This is a genomic window from Cyclonatronum sp. (genome assembly GCF_022565315.1).
Taxonomy (GTDB): domain Bacteria; phylum Bacteroidota; class Rhodothermia; order Balneolales; family Cyclonatronaceae; genus Cyclonatronum.
Genome location: NZ_JAIUMX010000029.1, coordinates 1 through 17,443 on the forward strand (window position 1 = coordinate 1; position 17,443 = coordinate 17,443).

Sequence of the window (17,443 nt, forward strand, 5' to 3'; positions counted from 1 at the left end):
TGATCGCGGATGTAGCGCTCAAGTGCGTCGATGGCGACCCGCTCCTGCTGCATGCTGTCGCGGTGCCGCACGGTTACAGACTGATCTTCGAGCGACTCAAAATCAACGGTGATGCAGTACGGGGTGCCGGCTTCGTCGAGGCGGCGGTACCGCTTGCCGATGGAGCCTTTCTCGTCGAACTGAACCCGCCAGGTTTCGGAAAGCTCCGCCTGAATGGCACGCGCCTTTTCCATTAGCTCAGGCTTCTTGATCAGCGGAAACACGCCGGCCGTAATAGGGGCGAGTTTCGGGTGCAGCTTAAGCACGGTGCGGGTCTCGGTCTTGCCTTTTTCGTCGGTCACTTCTTCTTCGCGGTAGGCATCGCAGAGTGTCATGAGCACGCAGCGGTCCAGCCCGATGGAGGTCTCGATTACGTAGGGCACGAAGCGCTCCTTGGTTTGCGGATCGAAGTACTCCAGCTTTTTGCCCGAAAACTCCTGATGCTGACTCAGGTCGAAGTCCGTACGGTTGTGGATGCCTTCTACTTCCTGCCAGCCGATCGGGAAACGGTACTGCACGTCAACCGCGCTCTTGGCGTAGTGTGCGAGCTTATCCTGCGGGTGATCGAGGAACCGCAGGTTTTTCTCCCGGATGCCGATGCTTTTGTGCCAGCCGATGCGCTCTTCCTTCCAGCGCAGGTACCACTCCTCGTCGGAGCCGGGGGCTACAAAATATTGCATCTCCATCTGCTCGAATTCACGCATGCGAAACACAAACTGCCGCGCAACCACTTCATTCCGGAAGGCCTTGCCGATCTGTGCAATGCCGAAAGGCACCTGCTGCCGCGCCGTGTTCATCACATTGTTGAAGTTCACAAAAATGCCCTGCGCCGTTTCGGGGCGCAGGTACACTTTGGTATCCTCACCGGCGGCCGTAGCACCAAACTGTGTGTTAAACATCAGGTTGAACTGCCGCACATCGGTCCAGTTGAACGCACCCGAATCAGGTGAGCGGATTTCCTCTTCCATGATGATGTCGTACAGATCTTCGGTCATGCTTTTGCGTGTACCGCAAGTGTCGAGCTTGTGCTGAAGCTCAGCTGCGCGGGCTGCATCACCCTTTTCCTCAATTTTGCGGATGTGGTCTTCAATCAGCATATCCGCCCGGTAGCGGCGCTTGCTTTCCTTATCGTCAATCATCGGATCGCTGAAGCCGTCAACGTGCCCGGAGGCTTTCCACACTTTGGGGTGCATCAGAATGGCGGCATCAACGCCCACGATGTTTTCGTGCTTTTGGGTCATGGCCGTCCACCAGGCTTCATTCACCCGGCGTTTGAGCTCGACCCCGAGCGGTCCGTAATCATAAACTGCGGCAAGACCGCCGTAAATTTCTGAGGACTGAAATATGAAGCCCCGCGACTTGGCAAGCGAAACAATTTTATCAAGACTGTTGAGGTCAGACATGCAAATTCGGTTTGAGTGTAAAATTCTGGTTTGTTAAAAAGCTGGGCTATCTGAAGGGTGATGTGCTTCCGGACCTGAACAAAATCAGCGGCGGAGCATCCCTCACCAAAAAAATCATAGCACTGCCGGACTATAAATCCGGATTTTGCAAAGATTTCAAATATACAAAGTTTAGCGCACAAGATTTTGACGGAAGGCCTGCAAACGCACCCTGAAGCCGCGGGCAGCGTTTAGCTTGCCTGAATTAATGCGTATATTGCCAAGCTAAAGCAAATCGGATGATTTATGCTGCCGTTTCTGAAACCGGCAGCGATCACCCGGCTCCTTATTTTTAAAAAATCCACTATGTCTGAATCAGCCTCAGAAGTCCGCACCCCAAAGAACTTCCTCGAAGAAATAATTGAACGAGACCTGGCCGACGGCCGCCATGAGTCTATCCTCACGCGCTTCCCGCCTGAGCCAAACGGCTACCTTCACATCGGCCACGCCAAATCGATTACCGTCAATTTCGGGCTTGCCAAAAAATACGGCGGAGCAACCAACCTGCGCTTTGATGACACCAACCCCGTTACCGAATCGGTTGAGTATGTGGAGAGCATCAAACGGGATGTGAAATGGCTGGGCTACGAGTGGCAGCAGGAGCTGTATGCGAGCGACTACTTCGAACAGCTTTTTGAGTTTGCGTTACAGCTGATCCGCGCCGGTCTCGCCTATGTGGATGATTCGACCTCTGAAGAAATTGCCGCACAAAAAGGCACCCCAACACAGCCGGGCACCGATTCGCCCTACCGCAGCCGCACCCCTGAGGAAAACGAGGACCTGTTCCGCCGTATGCGGGCCGGTGAATTCCCGGACGGCGCCCGGATTCTGCGGGCCAAAATCGACATGGCTTCCCCCAACATGCACTTGCGCGACCCGGTGCTGTACCGCATCAAACACGCACATCATCACCGCACGGGCGACAGCTGGTGCATCTACCCGACCTACGATTTTGCGCACGGACAGAGCGACTCCATCGAGAAAATCACCCATTCCATCTGTACGCTGGAATTCGTGCCGCACCGTCCGCTCTATGAGTGGCTGATTGAAAAGCTCGGCATTTTCCCAAGCAAACAGTTTGAGTTTGCCCGCCTCAACATGACCTACACCATCATGAGCAAGCGCAAGCTGATGCAGCTGGTGAATGAAGGGCACGTTACCGGCTGGGACGACCCCCGCATGCCGACCATCTCCGGGCTGCGCCGCCGCGGCTACACCCCCGAGGCCATCCGCGAGTTTTGTGCCCGCATCAGCGTTGCCAAGCGCGATAACCTGATAGATGTTTCCCTGCTTGAGTTCTGTGCCCGCGAGCACCTCAACCGTACCGGTCTGCGCCGCATGGTTGTGTTCGACCCGGTGAAGCTGGTGATCACCAACTGGCCCCAAGGCAAAACCGAGCTGCTCGAAAGTGAAAACAACCCCGAAGATACGGAAGGCGGCGACCGGCAAGTGCCGTTCAGCGGAACCCTGTGGATCGAGCAGGAAGATTTTATGGCGGATGCGCCCCGTAAGTTTTTCCGGCTTTCGCCCGGCCGTAGTGTGCGCCTCAAAAGCGCCTACATCATCACCTGTGAGGATTATGTGGCCGACGAGAACGGCACTGTCACGGAAATCCGCTGCACCTACCACCCGGACAGCCGCAGCGGCAGCGATACCTCGGGCATCAAGGCCAAAGGCACGCTGCACTGGGTTAGCGCAGAGCATGCCGTGCCCGTTGAAGTACGCAACTACGACCGCCTCTTCCTGGTTGAAGACCTCGCAACAGCTGAGGGCGACTTCCTCGACCACGTGAACCCCGACAGCCTGATCACCATCCCGCAGGCTATGGCCGAGCCCGGTCTGCTCGACGATCTGGCCGCGCCCGAGGCGAACCGCCCGCATTTTCAGTTCATGCGCAAGGGCTATTACTTTGAAGATGACGACTCCACGCCGGAGAAGCCGGTCTTTAACCAAACCGTTGGCCTGCGCGATACCTGGGCGAAAGTCAATAAGAAATAAGCCCGTATTTTTCTGGTCAGAAAAACCTGAAACCCGGTCAGCTCTCCAAAGCTGGCCGGGTTTTCTTTTTTGTTAGGGGATGTCTTTTTCGGGTGAAGCTTACCTGCCCTGCTCTGAATCTTTTTTCTATATTCCGCTTTCCGTTTTTTTGCGGCCGTTAACCGGCTGTCAAAACCGGAGCAGGCCTCCATCATCCATCACCAAAAACTATTGGACCAGGATATGACGAAAACGCTACAACTTCTGCTGCTTGCGCTGATTTTTACTGCCGGCGCGGCACTCACCCCAAATACCGCGCTGGCGCAGGTACCCACCTTTGCGGAGGTATCCGGCCATGCCGTCGGGGAGCGCATCACCAAAAACCATCAGGTTGTTGATTATCTCAAGCAGCTTGACGCCACCTCAGACCGGGTGGTGCTCTTCCGGATCGGCACAAGCTACAACAACAAGCCGCAGTACGGGGTGGTGCTCACTTCTCCCGAAAACCACGCCCGCCTGGAAGAAATCCGCCTCAACGCCCTCCGGCTCGATGACCCGCGCGGTACCTCGGCACAGGAGGCGGAGCGCATCATCCAAAATCAGCCGGCCCTGCTGTACCTCGGCGGCTCCATCCACGGGTTCGAGCTTTCCGGCACCGAAGGCCTGCTGCTGTTTCTCGAGCGCTACACCACCTCAAACGAGCCGGAAATTCTGGCGCAGCTCGCTAACACCGTCATGATTGTTGATCCGCTGATTAACGCCGACGGGCGCGATGCCTTTGCGCAGCACAACCATCAGCGGCTGGGCCGTGTGGTGCACGACGACAACCACGACTGGTCGAACGATTTCGACGGCTGGGAAGCCCGCAAATTCCGCACAAGCCATTACTACTTCGACCTCAACCGCGACTGGTTTGCCGGTACGCATCCTGAAACCCGCAACCGCGTGGCGCTGCTGCGGCACTGGCGCGTACAGGCCGGCGTTGACGCCCACGAAATGGGGCCTAACACCGAATTTTATGTGGATCCGCCCACGGATCCCGTCTCCCCCATCTTTCCGCCCTTCGCCACCAAATGGTTCGAAAAATACGGCCGCGCCCATGCCGACCGCTTCGACGAAAACCGCGTGGAGTACACCAAAGGCGAGATTTTTAACTTCTTCTTCCCCTCTTACTTCACAAGCTACATGAGCTATCAGGGGGCAGTTGGGATGCTGTACGAACAGGGCTCAAGCCGAGGACTCGCCCTGCAGCGCTCTGACGGCACTACGCGCACGCTGTATGATGCGGCCTTTCAGCAATATCTCGCCTTCACGGCTATGGTAGGCCTGAGCTCCGACGAGCGGCAGCAGCTGCTCACCGACTACTACCGCGCCAACGCTGAGGCTGTTGAGCTGGGTCAGAGCGGCATCACCCGCTACTTCATCGAACCGGCCGGCGACCCGCATCTGGTTGCAGAGGCCGTGAACATGCTGATGCGGCACGGCATCGAGGTGCATCAGCTCTCTCAGGAAACGAGCCTGCGAGGCGTGCGCGACCGTGAAGGCCGCGATGCGGGGCGCGTTACCCTGCCTGCCGGCACCTACGTGATTGAGGCCGCACAGCCGCGTCACCGCTTCATCCGTGCACTGCTTGATCCGGAAATTCCGGTTCCGGCAGCCTTCCTCGAAGAAGCGCGCCGCCGGGTTGACCGGGGCGAGAATCCGCGTTTCTACGACACAACGGCCTGGAGCCTGCCGCTGCTGTTCAACCTCACGGCCTGGCACAGCGGAGACCGCAGCCGCATCAGCGCGGAGCGTGTTCATGAGCCGGTGCAGCCATTTACGGCGCAAAACTTCGAACAGGCCCACTACGCCTATCTGATCGACGGCGCCCAAACCCGTGCGCTTTCAGCCGTACCCTACCTGCGGGCACAGGGCATACGGCTGCACCTGCTCACCAAAGCCACGCAGGTTAACGGCCGCGGCTTTGCTTCCGGCACGCTGGTGGTTCGGGTAGATGACGATGCCGAAGCCGTTCACACCGCCGTGACCGAACTTGCCTCGCGTTTCGCCCTTGATGTACTGCCCGTAAACAGCGGTCAGGCCGATGCCGGCTTTCCGCCGCTGGGCTCTGTGGAAGGCGGCCGCCTCAGCGAACCCAAAATCGCGCTGCTCACCGAAGGCCCGATCGATGCCTACTCCTTCGGCTGGGCCTGGCATACGCTGGACCGCGAGTATGAAATTCCGATCACCATTATCCAAAGCCGCACGGTCGGGCGCATCCCGCTGGAGCGCTTCAACACCATCGTGATACCGGCCGTGAGCAACAGCCGTGCGCTGGCTGAGCTGCTCGGCGAAGACGGCATTGCGCGGCTGCAGCGCTGGGTGCGCGACGGCGGCACCCTCATCGGGCTGGACACCGCCACTGACTTCATCCGCGGAAGCCTGGAGCTGGGCAGCCTGAAATCGTGGTTCGAGGTGGAGGAAAACAAAAACGCCGCCCGCATTACCACACCGGGCGCATTCTTCCGCGTAGATCTGGATGATGAACACTGGATGAGCTCCGGCTACACCAAAGCTCCGGTGATGCTGGTAAACTCCAACCGCGTTTATGTAGCACCTGAAGGGCCGCCATCGCCGGCCCGCAATGCGGTGATCAGCGTTCAGCAGGAGGATATCCGGGTTTCGGGTCATGTGTGGGCCGAAAATCTTGAGCGCCTGCCGGGCAGCGTACTGCTGTGGCAGGAGCGCGTGGGAGCGGGTCAGGTAATCCTGTTCACCGAAGATCCCAACTTCCGCGGCTACTGGCGCGGGACCAACCGGTTGTTTCTGAACGCGGTTGTTCTGGGGGCAAGCAGGTAACAGGATACAAATTTGACGGCAGATTAATTTTTTTTAAACAAGGGATGTTCTATTTTGGGCATCCCTTGTTTTTTATGGATTTAACAATACTTATGGCAGTTATGCTGTATGAAATACGCTTGGCTTCAGTTTGTATCGCTCTTGCAGGACTCATTAGTTACATACCTGCTGTACAGGCACAGAACCTCCTTTCGGTATCCGAAAATGATGAACGGATTCATCATACCGGAAATCTGTTCGATAAACCGGTTATGTCTGCATCTGAACCCCGGATGAAGCTATCGCAGGAGGGCCTTCGGTTTATGTTCGGGGCAGATATTTTCCGGCTTCAACAGTCGGAGATTACGGGGTTCAATGCCATTTCTATGGTTTATGCATTCCCTGGGGGCATTTATTTGGGTAACAGCGTGTATTCCTCGGCCTTCGGTACCGGCGGCGGTTTTTTTGTGGGCGGGATTGAGGCTGGCTTTTGGTTGCCTGTACACAGCAGGATGCAGTTGCAAACGGGCCTGTTTGTGGGTGGTGGTGGCGGAGCGAGTCAGGTTGGCGGCGACGGGCTTATGTTCAGAAGCAGTGCTGCCTTAGCAATTCAGGTAACAGATGGTTGGGTCTTTAATCCCGGTATTTCTTATGTCTCGGTTTCGGGATCATCCATTTCGACAGCTGCACTCAGTGTGGGGCTTACCCGTAAGTTAGATATTGCTCTAAGCGGCGGCTACCGTGAACGGACAGATCAGTCTGAAAGAGCCTTCCGTGTTGCAGCCTTTAAACCTGTTTACCGGTTCTATCGAACCGGAAACGCAGACAAACGAGGTATCCCGGGCAGACCTCTCAGCAATATGCATACCATTGGGGCAGAAATCACTTTCAGTAATTCGGCCTGGTATGAGGTTTTCATACAAACGCACGGTGTAGTTGCCGGCGATGCCGAAGGCTATGCCGACTGGCTTGCGGGCTATCGGTTTTTCTGGAACCTGCGTCCGTTCCGGCTGTCGGCATCACTGGGAACGGGCAGTGCAGGTGGCGGCGCAGTAAATTCAGGAGGCGGGCAGGTTTACATGGCCGGAGCCGGCCTCAGTTTACCAGCATGGAAAAACGTTGCCCTTGAGCTTGAAGCCATGACCGTGCGTTCTGTTAATGGTGATTTCCGTACATTTGCACCGGGCGCCCGGCTAATTCGCTACATGAGCGACCCCTTTTCCGGAGCTGACGATACTTCCTACCGCTGGGCCGCTTACTCAGGTTTAACACTTCAAATTCCGAATTCAGGCTACCGGAAATTCGGAGACCGTCGCGGCCCGCTTGTGTACATGATTGAAGCAGCCCTTGACCTCATGCTCACCGATCAGCTGTACATCACAGGCAGAGGCTACACTTCATTTATTGGTGATGCAGGCGGGTATCAGATTGGCCTGCTGGGTCCGGGCCTGATAGTTTCCCTCCCTAATGACTGGACATTAAGGGCTGAAATGTACATCGGTGCCGGAGGCGGTGCATCTGTTGATACCCGCGGCGGCCTGCTTACCGGTGCCCGAACTGAGGTAGCGATCCCGGTGTGGCGGGCACTTGAATTTACGGCCGGTGCGGGCACGCTCATGCCGGTGCTCGGGCGTGGCATGAACCCGCTCACCCTGCATGGCGGCCTGAGAATTCCGTTCAGGACGTATCACTAAGCCTGAACAGAATTTCACTTGCGTTTCAATTGTTTGCCTTTTTGGCTTCGTCAACAGCACCTTCAATATTCATGCCCAGCGACATGGCGGTGTACTCAATCAGCTCGCGCCGGTAGGGTAAAATATCGTCATTTTTCTCTGCGATAAAAGCTTCAATAACTCTGTTATTTAGGATGAAGGCTGCTGTGTTTTCACCATAATCTTTGGCAATAAGCTGTTTTACAGGGTTAAACAGCTCGTTTTTCAGATGCCTTACAACATTCTGAAAGCGTTTAATGGAAGCAAGTTTTTCTTTAGAAGGCTTTTTCTCAGCGGGCTTCATATCAGATAGCCCAAGTTCCCGGGCTTCGGCAAGGGCATCCTCAATCAGTAACTCAGCCTCATAGCCCGTATTTTTGTTGCGCAACGACGGATGTACGCCTCTTTCCTGATGCCATGAAGTAACATAATCGGGCTTTGCAGCAACAGCAGTGAGAAAAGATTTATCGATTATTTTATAGGAAGGAATATTTTTCTTTCGGGCGATTTCCTCACGAAATTCCATTAGGCGTGTGTAAAGGTGCCACTGAACTTCATTCATACCTTTTTTGTCGCGCTCTTTGAGGAATTCTGTTTCGCCGGTACCGGCAAAATCCTGGGTTTCCCAAACCTGATTTTCCTGATTAATCCAGTCAGTTATACCTTTTTTTTCAGCCAGCCCGATCAGCTGAGCCCGTAGTTCAGGCAGAAACATCACATCTTCCGCTGCATACTGCTTTTGGTTGCCGGAAAGCGGGCGTTCGTACCAGTTACTCATTTGTGCGGCTTTTCCGGTTTGTATGCCCAAAACTTCAATAAGCAGGTGAGTTAGCGACATGGGCGGGTAGTTTAGCAGGTTGGCTGCAAGGCTGAGATCCAGTACATTTTTGGGATAACACCCCAGGCTGTGTAACAGGCGGATATCTTCGCCGAAGGCAAAACAGGTTTTTGGGATTTCCGGGTTTTCGAGCGGCCGGAAAGTACGTTCTATTTCAATATCTTTGGAAAGCGGATCTACAAGATAACAGGTGCTTTCTGCCATCACCTGCATCAGACAAAGGTTAAAGCCGTACCTGTAGTGGTTTTTATCGAATTCAAGATCAATAGCTATTTCCGGAGCCTGCTGCAGATGATCAACAGCGGTATTAAGGTCATGCGATGTTGCGGTATAGCGAATCATATAAAAGGGTTTTGCCAAACCATCGTTTCTGTATCAGGTAATTTCTCCTCAGAATAGTTCAGCTATGGTTGAAATGCGTTTTGGTGTCTCCCGACAAATTAAAGAATTTCTAATATATACAATTTTTAAAACATTCTTTGGGGGCCGGGATGATCTGTAAAGGGGGTGCCAGTACGACTGTGATCGGAAATGGCATTCTGTGTTAAAATGGGTTTGTGTTTTTGTGAAGCAAACCCTCCCTTTCAGCCTCAAGCCTCAGTTATTTGCGTGCTTATCCCGAATGTAAATATGGCGTACATTTGAGCCTTTTACGCTGCGTTCATCAAACTCAAACATGTTGAGATCTTTTAACAGCGGGGTGAGCTTGGTGAAGCCGTAGTTGCGGGGGTCGAATGAGGGTTCCTTTTTGAGAATCATATTTCCAACCTCTCCCAAAAAAGCCCATCCGTCTTCGTCGGCTACGTCTGATACGCTCAGATGAAGCATTTTTTTGATGTGCCGTTCAACCTGAGGCTTCCGCTTTTTGGCAGGCACAGGTTTAGGACTTTTGCTTCGGTTTTGGCTTTCAGTACCCGCGTGAGCGCTTTTTGCTGAAGCACTGCCACTATCTTCATCCTCATCCTGATCAGCATTGTCGCTTAATACTTCGATAAAAATAAACCGGTCGCAGGCGGTAATGAACGGCTTCGGGGTTTTCTTCTCCCCCATACCGATTACCCGCATACCCGCTTCACGTAACCGGATAGCGAGGCGTGTGAAATCGCTGTCGCTTGATACGATGCAGAATCCGTCAACCTTACCCGAGTATAGAATATCCATCGCATCAATAATGAGGGCGGAATCGCTGGCATTTTTACCCTTGGTATAGCTGTACTGCTGAATCGGGGTGATGGCATAGTCGAGCAGTACATTTTTCCAGCCTGCCAGGTTGGGTTGGGTCCAATCGCCGTAAATGCGTTTGAAGGTTGGTGTTCCGTATCGGGTTACCTCAACCATCATGTTGTTGATGTGGCTGTAGGAAATATTATCCGCATCGATTAGTACAGCAAGTCGCAGGTCGCTGAGGTTGCGCAGCGCCTGCATGGAAGTTTCGCTTCCGTGTGGATTCATAAAGATTTGATTTTTTTGACAATACGCGGTGTCAGCATCCAGCGGATAATGGCATGATCGGCATTTGTTTGTTTCCAGTTCCGGATACCAAGAGTTAAACACAAAATGGTGCCTGTAGCTACATGAACCAGCTCGTCGAGCCGGTGGCCTGAAACCAGAAACTCGGTTGTGTCTTGTATGGACGGGTTGTGGCCCACGATTAACAGCGAATCTGCGGAATCCGGTGTTTTGCGGATGACATCGAGGTAAGCATTCAGGCCGCTTTCGTAAAGGTTTTCGTTCCAGTCAATCAGGGCCTTGCGCTCAGCTGACCAATTTTTGAGCAGTGGCTCGATGGTCTGCCGCGTGCGTACTGCCGGCGATACAGATACATGGGTTTCAGCCGGGCTGATAAGACTTTTCAGGATATCGCACATCATAGGCGCATCATCTCGGCCACGCTCGTTGAGGGGGCGGTCGAAATCGCGCTGAAAATCAGCTGACCAGTCTGATTTGCAGTGTCTGAATAAATACAGGGTTTTCATGGGGATGATTTGTCAGGTTGATTTCTGGCAGAAAGGCAAAACTTCTCAATATAGCTATTTACGGCAAGTTTTGGCAGTATTGACACACTGCTGTATTCCGCCAAACAAATTGTATTTTACAAAATTAACTTTCGGACGCACCATCAGCAGAAATACTGCTCAACCTGACTCCTGAATTTATCCCAATCTGTTTATGTCTCTTTTTCAGAAAGAATCTGTAATCACCCTGTCCTGCCCGCGTAAGCTTGCGCCCTACCTGAAAACCGAAACAGAGGCCCTGAATTTCAAAACCCTTGCCTTCCGGGAAACCGGCTTAGATGTGCGGGGTACCCTCAATGACTGCATCCGCCTGAATTTGCAGCTGCGCACTTCGCACCGGGTCCACTACCTGCTTTCTGAAACCAAAGCCGACACCCCTGATGCCCTGTATCAGTGGCTGACCGGGCTGCCGTGGGAAAGCTGGATCCCCCGGAACGGCTACGTTGCGGTTACCTCAAGGGTGAGCCATCCTACCATTACCAACACACAGTTTGCCAACCTGAAGGTGAAAGATGCCGTGGTGGACCGCATCCGGGCAAAAACCGGACTCCGCCCGGATGCCGGCTCTGAAACAAACAAGACCGTGCTGTTTTTGTTCTGGGATGAGCAGCAGGCCCGCATCTTTTTTGATACCTCCGGTGAGTCGCTCTCCCGGCGCGGCTACCGCGTAGCCAATACCGAAGCGCCCATGCAGGAAAGCCTTGCTGCAGCCCTCGTTATGGCAAGCGGCTGGAAACCCGGCACGCATTTCATTAATCCCATGTGCGGTTCCGGCACGCTCGCTATTGAAGCCGCTATGCATGCAGCCGGCATTGAGCCCGCAGCACGCCGCCGCAATTTCGGTTTTATGCATATTAACGGTTTTGAGCGTGCGGAGTATAAGAAGCAACGGCTCAGCTTGCGTTCCGGGCGCACCGAAGCCATAGCAGGGCAAATTATCGCCACCGATCACGCCGCCGACACGCTCGAAGCCGCCCGCCAAAATGCAAAAGCAGCCGGCGTGGAAGACCTTATCACTTTTGTATGCTGCGATTACTCAGAAACACCCCTGCCCGAAGGTGAAGGCGTAATTGTGATGAACCCTCCTTACGGTGAGCGCCTCGGCATCCGGCATAAGCTCGCAGAAACCTATACGGAAATCGGCAGCTGGATGAAGCATAAGGCAAAGGGCAAGACGGGCTTTGTGATTACAAGCGATCCGGGACTTGCCAAAAGGATCGGGCTGAAACCCGCTGTAAATCAGGTATTTTTCAACACAACCCTGGAGTGCAGGTTCCTGGGGTACGAGCTTTATTAGGTACTTTAGGCAGGGGTACACACTTTTACCGCTGCTAACTGTTATTATTTAGCGTTGTTCTGTATCTTTTTAAGCTAATTAAATCAAAATGACCGGAAGCATCGGAACACCATCCTTATGAAAATCTGTTAGCAATTTTCTGATTAACCCGGTAAGGCAACTGTTTTAAACACCACTATCCAACTCAACACTTATGTCTAAAAAGAAAGAGACTCCGAAAAAACAAAGTAATCCGGTCATTTGGTTTGGTGCAACCGGCATACTGCTGGTTGTTGCCCTTGCCGTTGTGTACTGGGCTTACTCAGAGAATGAAGCACAAACAGAGACTGCACCGGTTGCTACTGAAACCGGCCTGCCGGAGTACAATCTTCCCAACTGGGTTAAGGGTGATGCTGATTCCGAACTGCGTCTGGTTGTTTTTTCAGATTTCGGCTGCATTCACTGTGCCCGCTTTCACACGGTTATTGATGAGTTTTTTGAAGAATACGGTGAAATGTTTGCCTACGAAATGCGGCACTTCCCGCTTGGTAATAACTTCCATTCCCGTGCTGCTGCCGTTGCCTCAATAGCCGCCGGCAAGCAGGGCAAGTACTGGGAAATGGTAAACCTGCTGTATTACAATACCGACCGCTGGCGCGTGGAAAACCCGCTGGAAGGCTTCTTCGGCATGGCGCAGTTTCTGGAGCTCGATATGGAGCAGTTTGAGCGCGATATTCTCGATGAAGACCTCATGTACAACGTGGTTCGCGCCCACCTTGCCGCGCAAAATTTCGGCATCCGCGCTACCCCAACCGCCTACCTGAACGGTGAGCCCTTCCGGATTCCCCAAAACCCGGCCATGCTTTATAGTGCTATGTTTGGTGATACCGACTAAAGCTAAGTTTCTGAATCATAATTAATTTGGCGGCTGTAGTCTTCTTCGGAGCTGCAGCCGCTTTTTTTTTATTAATCATAATGTCCGGTTGAAACTCTTTTGGGTCAAAATCTCAAATTCATTCGTTTTTAGTACAGGAAGTTTATTTTAGCGAAAATTATCTGACTTCCCCATAAATGCAGCAATCAAGTATGAGCCAACCCTCTCCGAAACCCTATTTCATTGTCCTGCTTGTGCTGGGCTTCCTTGGTTTTATCGACGCTACCTACCTCACGGCTACGCACTTTATGGAAGCCCCGCCGGGCTGCGGGGAGGACGGCGGTTGCGGGGAGGTAACTTCGAGCGAGTATTCCACTATTTTCGGGATTCCGGTTGCCCTGTACGGACTGCTCTACTACCTCAGCGTGATTTTTCTGAGCCTGCTCTGGTTCGACCGCGAGCCCGCATTTCTCCCCAAAATTATGATCGCATGGACTGCCCCCGGCATCATCATGAGCAGCTGGTTCGTTTACGTGATGCTCTTTATTCTCGATGCCATCTGCTGGTACTGCATGGGCTCGGCCGCCAGCTCCACCCTGATCTTCGTCACCTCGGCAGTCATGTTTTTTAAAATGAAGGAGTAAGGGTTTGTTTCGGGGGATGGCTTCAGGCCCCCATCACCCTTCTTGCAGGTAAAAGCGCGACATGATACCCGCATGCGGAAGCGTGAGCACCGAAATCAGAATAAAGAAAAGGAGCACCGGGTTCACCTGACTCAGCCACAGCGGCGAGCTCGCTACCAGAATAATTATCCCAAACACGGAAATAAGGCTGAAGGGCATCATATCGCGGATCATGTTTTTGAGTCCGGCCGGGCCTTCTTCATAAAGCCGCTCTTTCACGCGGAGCAGGTTTACCCAGGCGTGATGATGGCAGAAGTATAGCAGGAAGCCCTCAAGCAGCGGTAAAAACAGCGCAATGGCCAGCACCAGCCCGAGGCGCAGCTGATCGAAAACGTCTGACCTAACCAGCGCAATCCGCAAAGCGAGCGCATAGAATTCTGTGAAGCGCAGCCAGGGGTAAGCTTCCGTGAGGTTGAGGAATCCGGCGAGAACGGCCGATTCGCCCAGCAGGCTTGCCAGGATGGCAACGGTTTGCTCCGGGTCGTTGGCCAGCAGGCCAAAAAGAAGGAGGCTTCCGTAAAGCAGCTGCGCGAGCCGTGCGAAAAGTTGCTGAGAAACACTGCTTTCCTCAAGGTCGGTCTCGCCAAAATGCCAGGCCGACATCAGCAGGAAGAAGAGCAGGCTGAGCGCCGGCAGCCACACCCAGAACAGGGCATAAACCAGCATGGTGAGCAGGTACATCACCAAAAAGCGGACCAGTGAAAAGGAGCCTGCCTCGCCGGTTTTTTCGGTGATGATGTGGTCAAGGCTGCCGTGCGGAATGCCCACCAGTACAAGGCCGAGCAGGGCAAAGGCAGTACCGGCCCAGAGTCCGGCTGAAGGAACCGTGAGATGAAGCAGCAAAATGAAGATACCGGCCGGCAAAACGGCCGCGTTCCAGGCTGAGAGTTTCAAGAATCCGGATTTTTGGATTGAAAGGTTTGTTTGGCCAGCTGTTTCAGGAAAGGTGCCCACGGCAGGGTTGCGAACATGCGGATTTCTTCGGCAAGGCTGCTTTCCTCATCCAGAAAGCGAAACACGCGCTGAACGGGGTTTCTTGTAAACAGGGCAGTCATGATGCCGGCAACCTGCTCAGGCTCGTGCTCGATGATACCGAGCAGCAGGCCGTCGTAGAAAGAAAACCGCGGGGAAACGGCTGCTTTCGGATTTTCAGCGAAGCGGCTTTCAACATCCCGCAGGGAGCGCAGGAACATGTAGCCGGTTGATGGCTTCACGAGCCCTGCCGCCGTACCGAGCGGCTCGGTGCCGTCGAAGCCAAGCTTGCGGAAATCACGCTGACTCATGGGGATGCGCCCCTCTTCCGTATTTACCACTTCGTAAGGTTCAGCGGTGATGTAGGTGCTGATGTAGGTGCGCAGGGCTTCTTCGTAGGCAAAACGATCCCATAGCTGTTCCCCGAATACGGTGCATTCAACAAGGGCATAATCCTCTGAAAAGGGCAGCACATAAAAGAAAACGGCTCCGTCGGTTTGCGGGGTGCGGAAATCCATCAGCACTACCTCTTCCGGGTCGAAAGCAGCTTCCGAGGTTTTGATGAACCAGCCGCGGAAATGCTGCCAGAGTTTGCTGAGCGGTTTCGGATCGCCGTTTTGTAGTATTTTGGCAGGGTCGGGCACGCTCGAAAGCACGCGCCCGGCCGAGAATTGGCCGGAGGTGGTCTCCACGCTTGTGTGGCCGTTCACACGCTGCGTGGCCGCTGCCTCGTCCGTCAGGCGCGTGATGTTGGGCTGCTTCAGCAGGCCTTCGTCAGCGGCGGCGAAAAAGTCCCGGCCGGAAATATACTGATAGCTGTACGGGGCAATGTTGTGCGAAACCTCCCCGAAGCGGGAGGCAAAACGGATTTTCGACCAGCTGTAAGAAACCAGATGCTCATAGCCGTGCGCCTTCTTTGACCAGAAACACCAGGTTCTGTCGGGAGGGGTTTCGTTTTTGTCCAGAATCAGAACCTGATGCTGCTCCGCACTTTCAGTATCCATGAAACGGCTAAGCCATTGCAGGGAGGAACAGCCACAGCCTATCAGGATTACATCGTGGGTTGGTTGCATGGTAAACAGTCGGACTAATTGGGGCATCGCACATGATGCCTGTTGGTTACGTTTCGGAAACCAGCCGTTCCGTGTTTACGTTCAGCCTGCCCCAGCTTCTGACCTCAGGCGTCGCGATCAGCCACTTCCTCAACCCACTCCCTGAAGGCACGGGTTGAGTAGTTGGCGTAGCCCGTGTGGCGGTACACGATCTGCCCCTGCCGGTTAAGCACATAAGGGGTGGGCACGGAAGCCCCCTGCAGGGGCGATGGCAGGGGGGCGCCGGGGAATACGTTCGGGATCGTGAACCGCCCGCCCTCAAGGTAGCGAAGCGCGCTTTCCTGCACATTATCCATCGAGAGCAGCAAAAAGGCGATATCATTACGGTGCGCCAGATCCCGCGACAGGGTTTCGATCGTCGGGTTGGTTTGCCGGCAGGTAGCACACCAGGAGGCCCAGTAGGTAAGCAGCACAACCTGATTATCGAAGTCTGCCAGGCGCAGGGTGTCGCCATCGGCAGTGGCCAGGGGTACAGCGCGGATTTCATCGGTGATGAACGGACCGCTGATTTCAGTCGGCGGAGGGGAGTCGAACAGGCCGGTGCTTAGCACGAGTTTTTTGAGGCCGCCTGTAGCACCAAGCATAATGAGCAGGGCAAAGCCAAGGGCAAGGCCGATCATTGTACGCCTTGATTTTTTTCCGGGTGTTTGCGGGTCGTTTATCTTTGCCATCATAGTTTATTTAAACAGCCAGAACATATAACCGGCGTAGCAGGCCAGCAGCACCAGGCCGCTGATGCGGCTAACGGTTTTTGCATAGTAAAGCAGCCCGCCTATGCCGAGCGAGAACAACAGCATCACCCAAAGATCAATCCAGGTGATATCGCCGCCGTCGAGCGGGATGATGAGCCCGGTGATGCCCAGCACGGCCAGCACGTTGAAGATATTCGAACCGATGATGTTGCCCAGGGCCATGCCGGTTTCTTTTTTCAGGGCAGCCATCACGGTTGTGGCAAGTTCGGGCAGGCTTGTGCCCACCGAGATAAGCGTGAGGCCGATCACCGCATCACTGATTCCGAAAGCAGCGCCAATTTCAACTGCGCCGGCCAGAAAAGCTTCCGAGCCGAAGTAGAGACAGGCCGTGCCCAGCACAATGTAGAAAACAGCCAGCCAAACCGGAACACCCTGATGGGTGATCACATCACCGGCGACTTCCTCAAACAAGTCCATCTGTGTACGGGCAAGCCGGATCTGATACAGTAGGAAGGCGATGAGCAGCAAGAACAGGGCGAGGCCCTCAAGCCGGGTAATCATGCCGTTGTACATTAGCAGAAAAAGAAAGGCTACAACGGCAATCATCAGGGGCAGCTCCCTGTTGGTTGTGGCCGGATCGCTCTTCACCGGGTAAATGAGCGCTGTAGCCCCGAGCACAAGCCCGATGTTCGCAATATTCGACCCCACAACATTGCCGATGGCGATGGCGCTTTTCCCCTGAAAGGCTGCAACAATGCTTACGAGCAACTCCGGGCTGCTCGTGGCAATTGCGACGATTGTAAGCCCGATAAGTATCGGAGAAATGCCCGTGCGCAGGGCAATGGCACTGCTGCCCGCCACAAGCCGGTCAGCGCCGTAGGTAAGCAGGCCGACGCCGGCAAGCAGCCAAAACAGGGGAACAAGCATAAGTGAAATAAAAGAGGTTTTTGGTAGGCAAATACCGGTGTGGACTGAAAGACTCTAAAGGTAG

14 protein-coding genes are annotated in these 17,443 nt (G+C 54.1%); 6 read left to right on the forward strand and 8 right to left on the reverse strand.

Features of this window, described 5'->3' with window-relative positions; translation table 11 throughout:
- On the reverse strand, nucleotides 1-1,442 hold a 1,442-nt coding region (locus LAT75_RS06685), incomplete at its 3' end, for a glycine--tRNA ligase (protein WP_291481864.1).
- A gap of 345 nt (nucleotides 1,443-1,787) precedes the next feature.
- Here LAT75_RS06685 and LAT75_RS06690 point away from each other — a divergent pair.
- From LAT75_RS06690 to LAT75_RS06700, 3 genes are all read left to right on the forward strand, one after another.
- The gene (locus LAT75_RS06690) at nucleotides 1,788-3,479 is read left to right on the forward strand and encodes a glutamine--tRNA ligase/YqeY domain fusion protein (RefSeq protein ID WP_291481865.1); all 1,692 of its coding nucleotides are present in this window, start codon (nucleotides 1,788-1,790) and stop codon (nucleotides 3,477-3,479) included.
- 222 nt (nucleotides 3,480-3,701) lie between these two features.
- Nucleotides 3,702-6,299 carry a M14 family zinc carboxypeptidase gene (locus LAT75_RS06695; protein WP_291481866.1) on the forward strand — a complete coding sequence of 866 codons (2,598 nt, stop codon included), beginning with the start codon at nucleotides 3,702-3,704 and terminating at the stop codon, nucleotides 6,297-6,299.
- A gap of 251 nt (nucleotides 6,300-6,550) precedes the next feature.
- Nucleotides 6,551-7,972: a hypothetical protein gene (locus LAT75_RS06700; RefSeq protein WP_291481867.1), complete on the forward strand. Its 1,422-nt coding sequence runs from the start codon at nucleotides 6,551-6,553 to the stop codon at nucleotides 7,970-7,972.
- Nucleotides 7,973-7,997: 25 nt separating this feature from the next.
- On the opposite strand, the gene LAT75_RS06705 is transcribed toward LAT75_RS06700, so the two are convergent.
- The 3 genes from LAT75_RS06705 to LAT75_RS06715 form a co-directional block, all read right to left on the reverse strand.
- Complete coding sequence (locus LAT75_RS06705; protein WP_291481868.1) at nucleotides 7,998-9,170, reverse strand: ribonuclease D; 1,173 nt, start codon at nucleotides 9,168-9,170, stop codon at nucleotides 7,998-8,000.
- Between the two features lie 255 nt (nucleotides 9,171-9,425).
- The gene (locus LAT75_RS06710; RefSeq protein WP_291481869.1) at nucleotides 9,426-10,280 is read right to left on the reverse strand and encodes an NYN domain-containing protein; all 855 of its coding nucleotides are present in this window, start codon (nucleotides 10,278-10,280) and stop codon (nucleotides 9,426-9,428) included.
- Nucleotides 10,277-10,804: a histidine phosphatase family protein gene (locus LAT75_RS06715; RefSeq protein ID WP_291481870.1), complete on the reverse strand. Its 528-nt coding sequence runs from the start codon at nucleotides 10,802-10,804 to the stop codon at nucleotides 10,277-10,279. Before LAT75_RS06715 ends, LAT75_RS06710 begins: the two co-directional genes overlap by 4 nt.
- 193 nt (nucleotides 10,805-10,997) lie before the next feature.
- On the opposite strand from LAT75_RS06715, the gene LAT75_RS06720 reads away from it, so the two are divergent.
- The 3 genes from LAT75_RS06720 to LAT75_RS06730 all read left to right on the forward strand — a co-directional run bounded on the left by LAT75_RS06720 (nucleotide 10,998) and on the right by LAT75_RS06730 (nucleotide 13,637).
- Nucleotides 10,998-12,140, forward strand: coding sequence for a class I SAM-dependent RNA methyltransferase (locus tag LAT75_RS06720; protein ID WP_291481871.1), 1,143 nt, complete (start codon nucleotides 10,998-11,000; stop codon nucleotides 12,138-12,140).
- 193 nt (nucleotides 12,141-12,333) lie between these two features.
- The gene (locus LAT75_RS06725; RefSeq protein WP_291481872.1) at nucleotides 12,334-13,014 is read left to right on the forward strand and encodes a thioredoxin domain-containing protein; all 681 of its coding nucleotides are present in this window, start codon (nucleotides 12,334-12,336) and stop codon (nucleotides 13,012-13,014) included.
- Nucleotides 13,015-13,205: 191 nt separating this feature from the next.
- The gene (locus tag LAT75_RS06730; RefSeq protein WP_291481873.1) at nucleotides 13,206-13,637 is read left to right on the forward strand and encodes a vitamin K epoxide reductase family protein; all 432 of its coding nucleotides are present in this window, start codon (nucleotides 13,206-13,208) and stop codon (nucleotides 13,635-13,637) included.
- A 33-nt stretch (nucleotides 13,638-13,670) separates the two neighbouring features.
- Here LAT75_RS06730 and LAT75_RS06735 read toward each other — a convergent pair whose 3' ends face one another.
- The 4 genes from LAT75_RS06735 to LAT75_RS06750 form a co-directional block, all read right to left on the reverse strand.
- Entirely contained in the window at nucleotides 13,671-14,570 is a 900-nt protein-coding gene (locus tag LAT75_RS06735) for a Brp/Blh family beta-carotene 15,15'-dioxygenase (protein WP_291481874.1), read from the reverse strand.
- Nucleotides 14,567-15,721: a lycopene cyclase family protein gene (locus LAT75_RS06740; RefSeq protein WP_291481875.1), complete on the reverse strand. Its 1,155-nt coding sequence runs from the start codon at nucleotides 15,719-15,721 to the stop codon at nucleotides 14,567-14,569. Before LAT75_RS06740 ends, LAT75_RS06735 begins: the two co-directional genes overlap by 4 nt.
- 104 nt (nucleotides 15,722-15,825) lie before the next feature.
- On the reverse strand, nucleotides 15,826-16,434 hold the full coding sequence (locus LAT75_RS06745) for a TlpA disulfide reductase family protein (RefSeq protein ID WP_291481876.1): 609 nt from the start codon (nucleotides 16,432-16,434) through the stop codon (nucleotides 15,826-15,828).
- 3 nt (nucleotides 16,435-16,437) lie between these two features.
- Entirely contained in the window at nucleotides 16,438-17,379 is a 942-nt protein-coding gene (locus LAT75_RS06750; protein WP_291481877.1) for a calcium/sodium antiporter, read from the reverse strand.
- Nucleotides 17,380-17,443 lie beyond the last annotated feature (64 nt).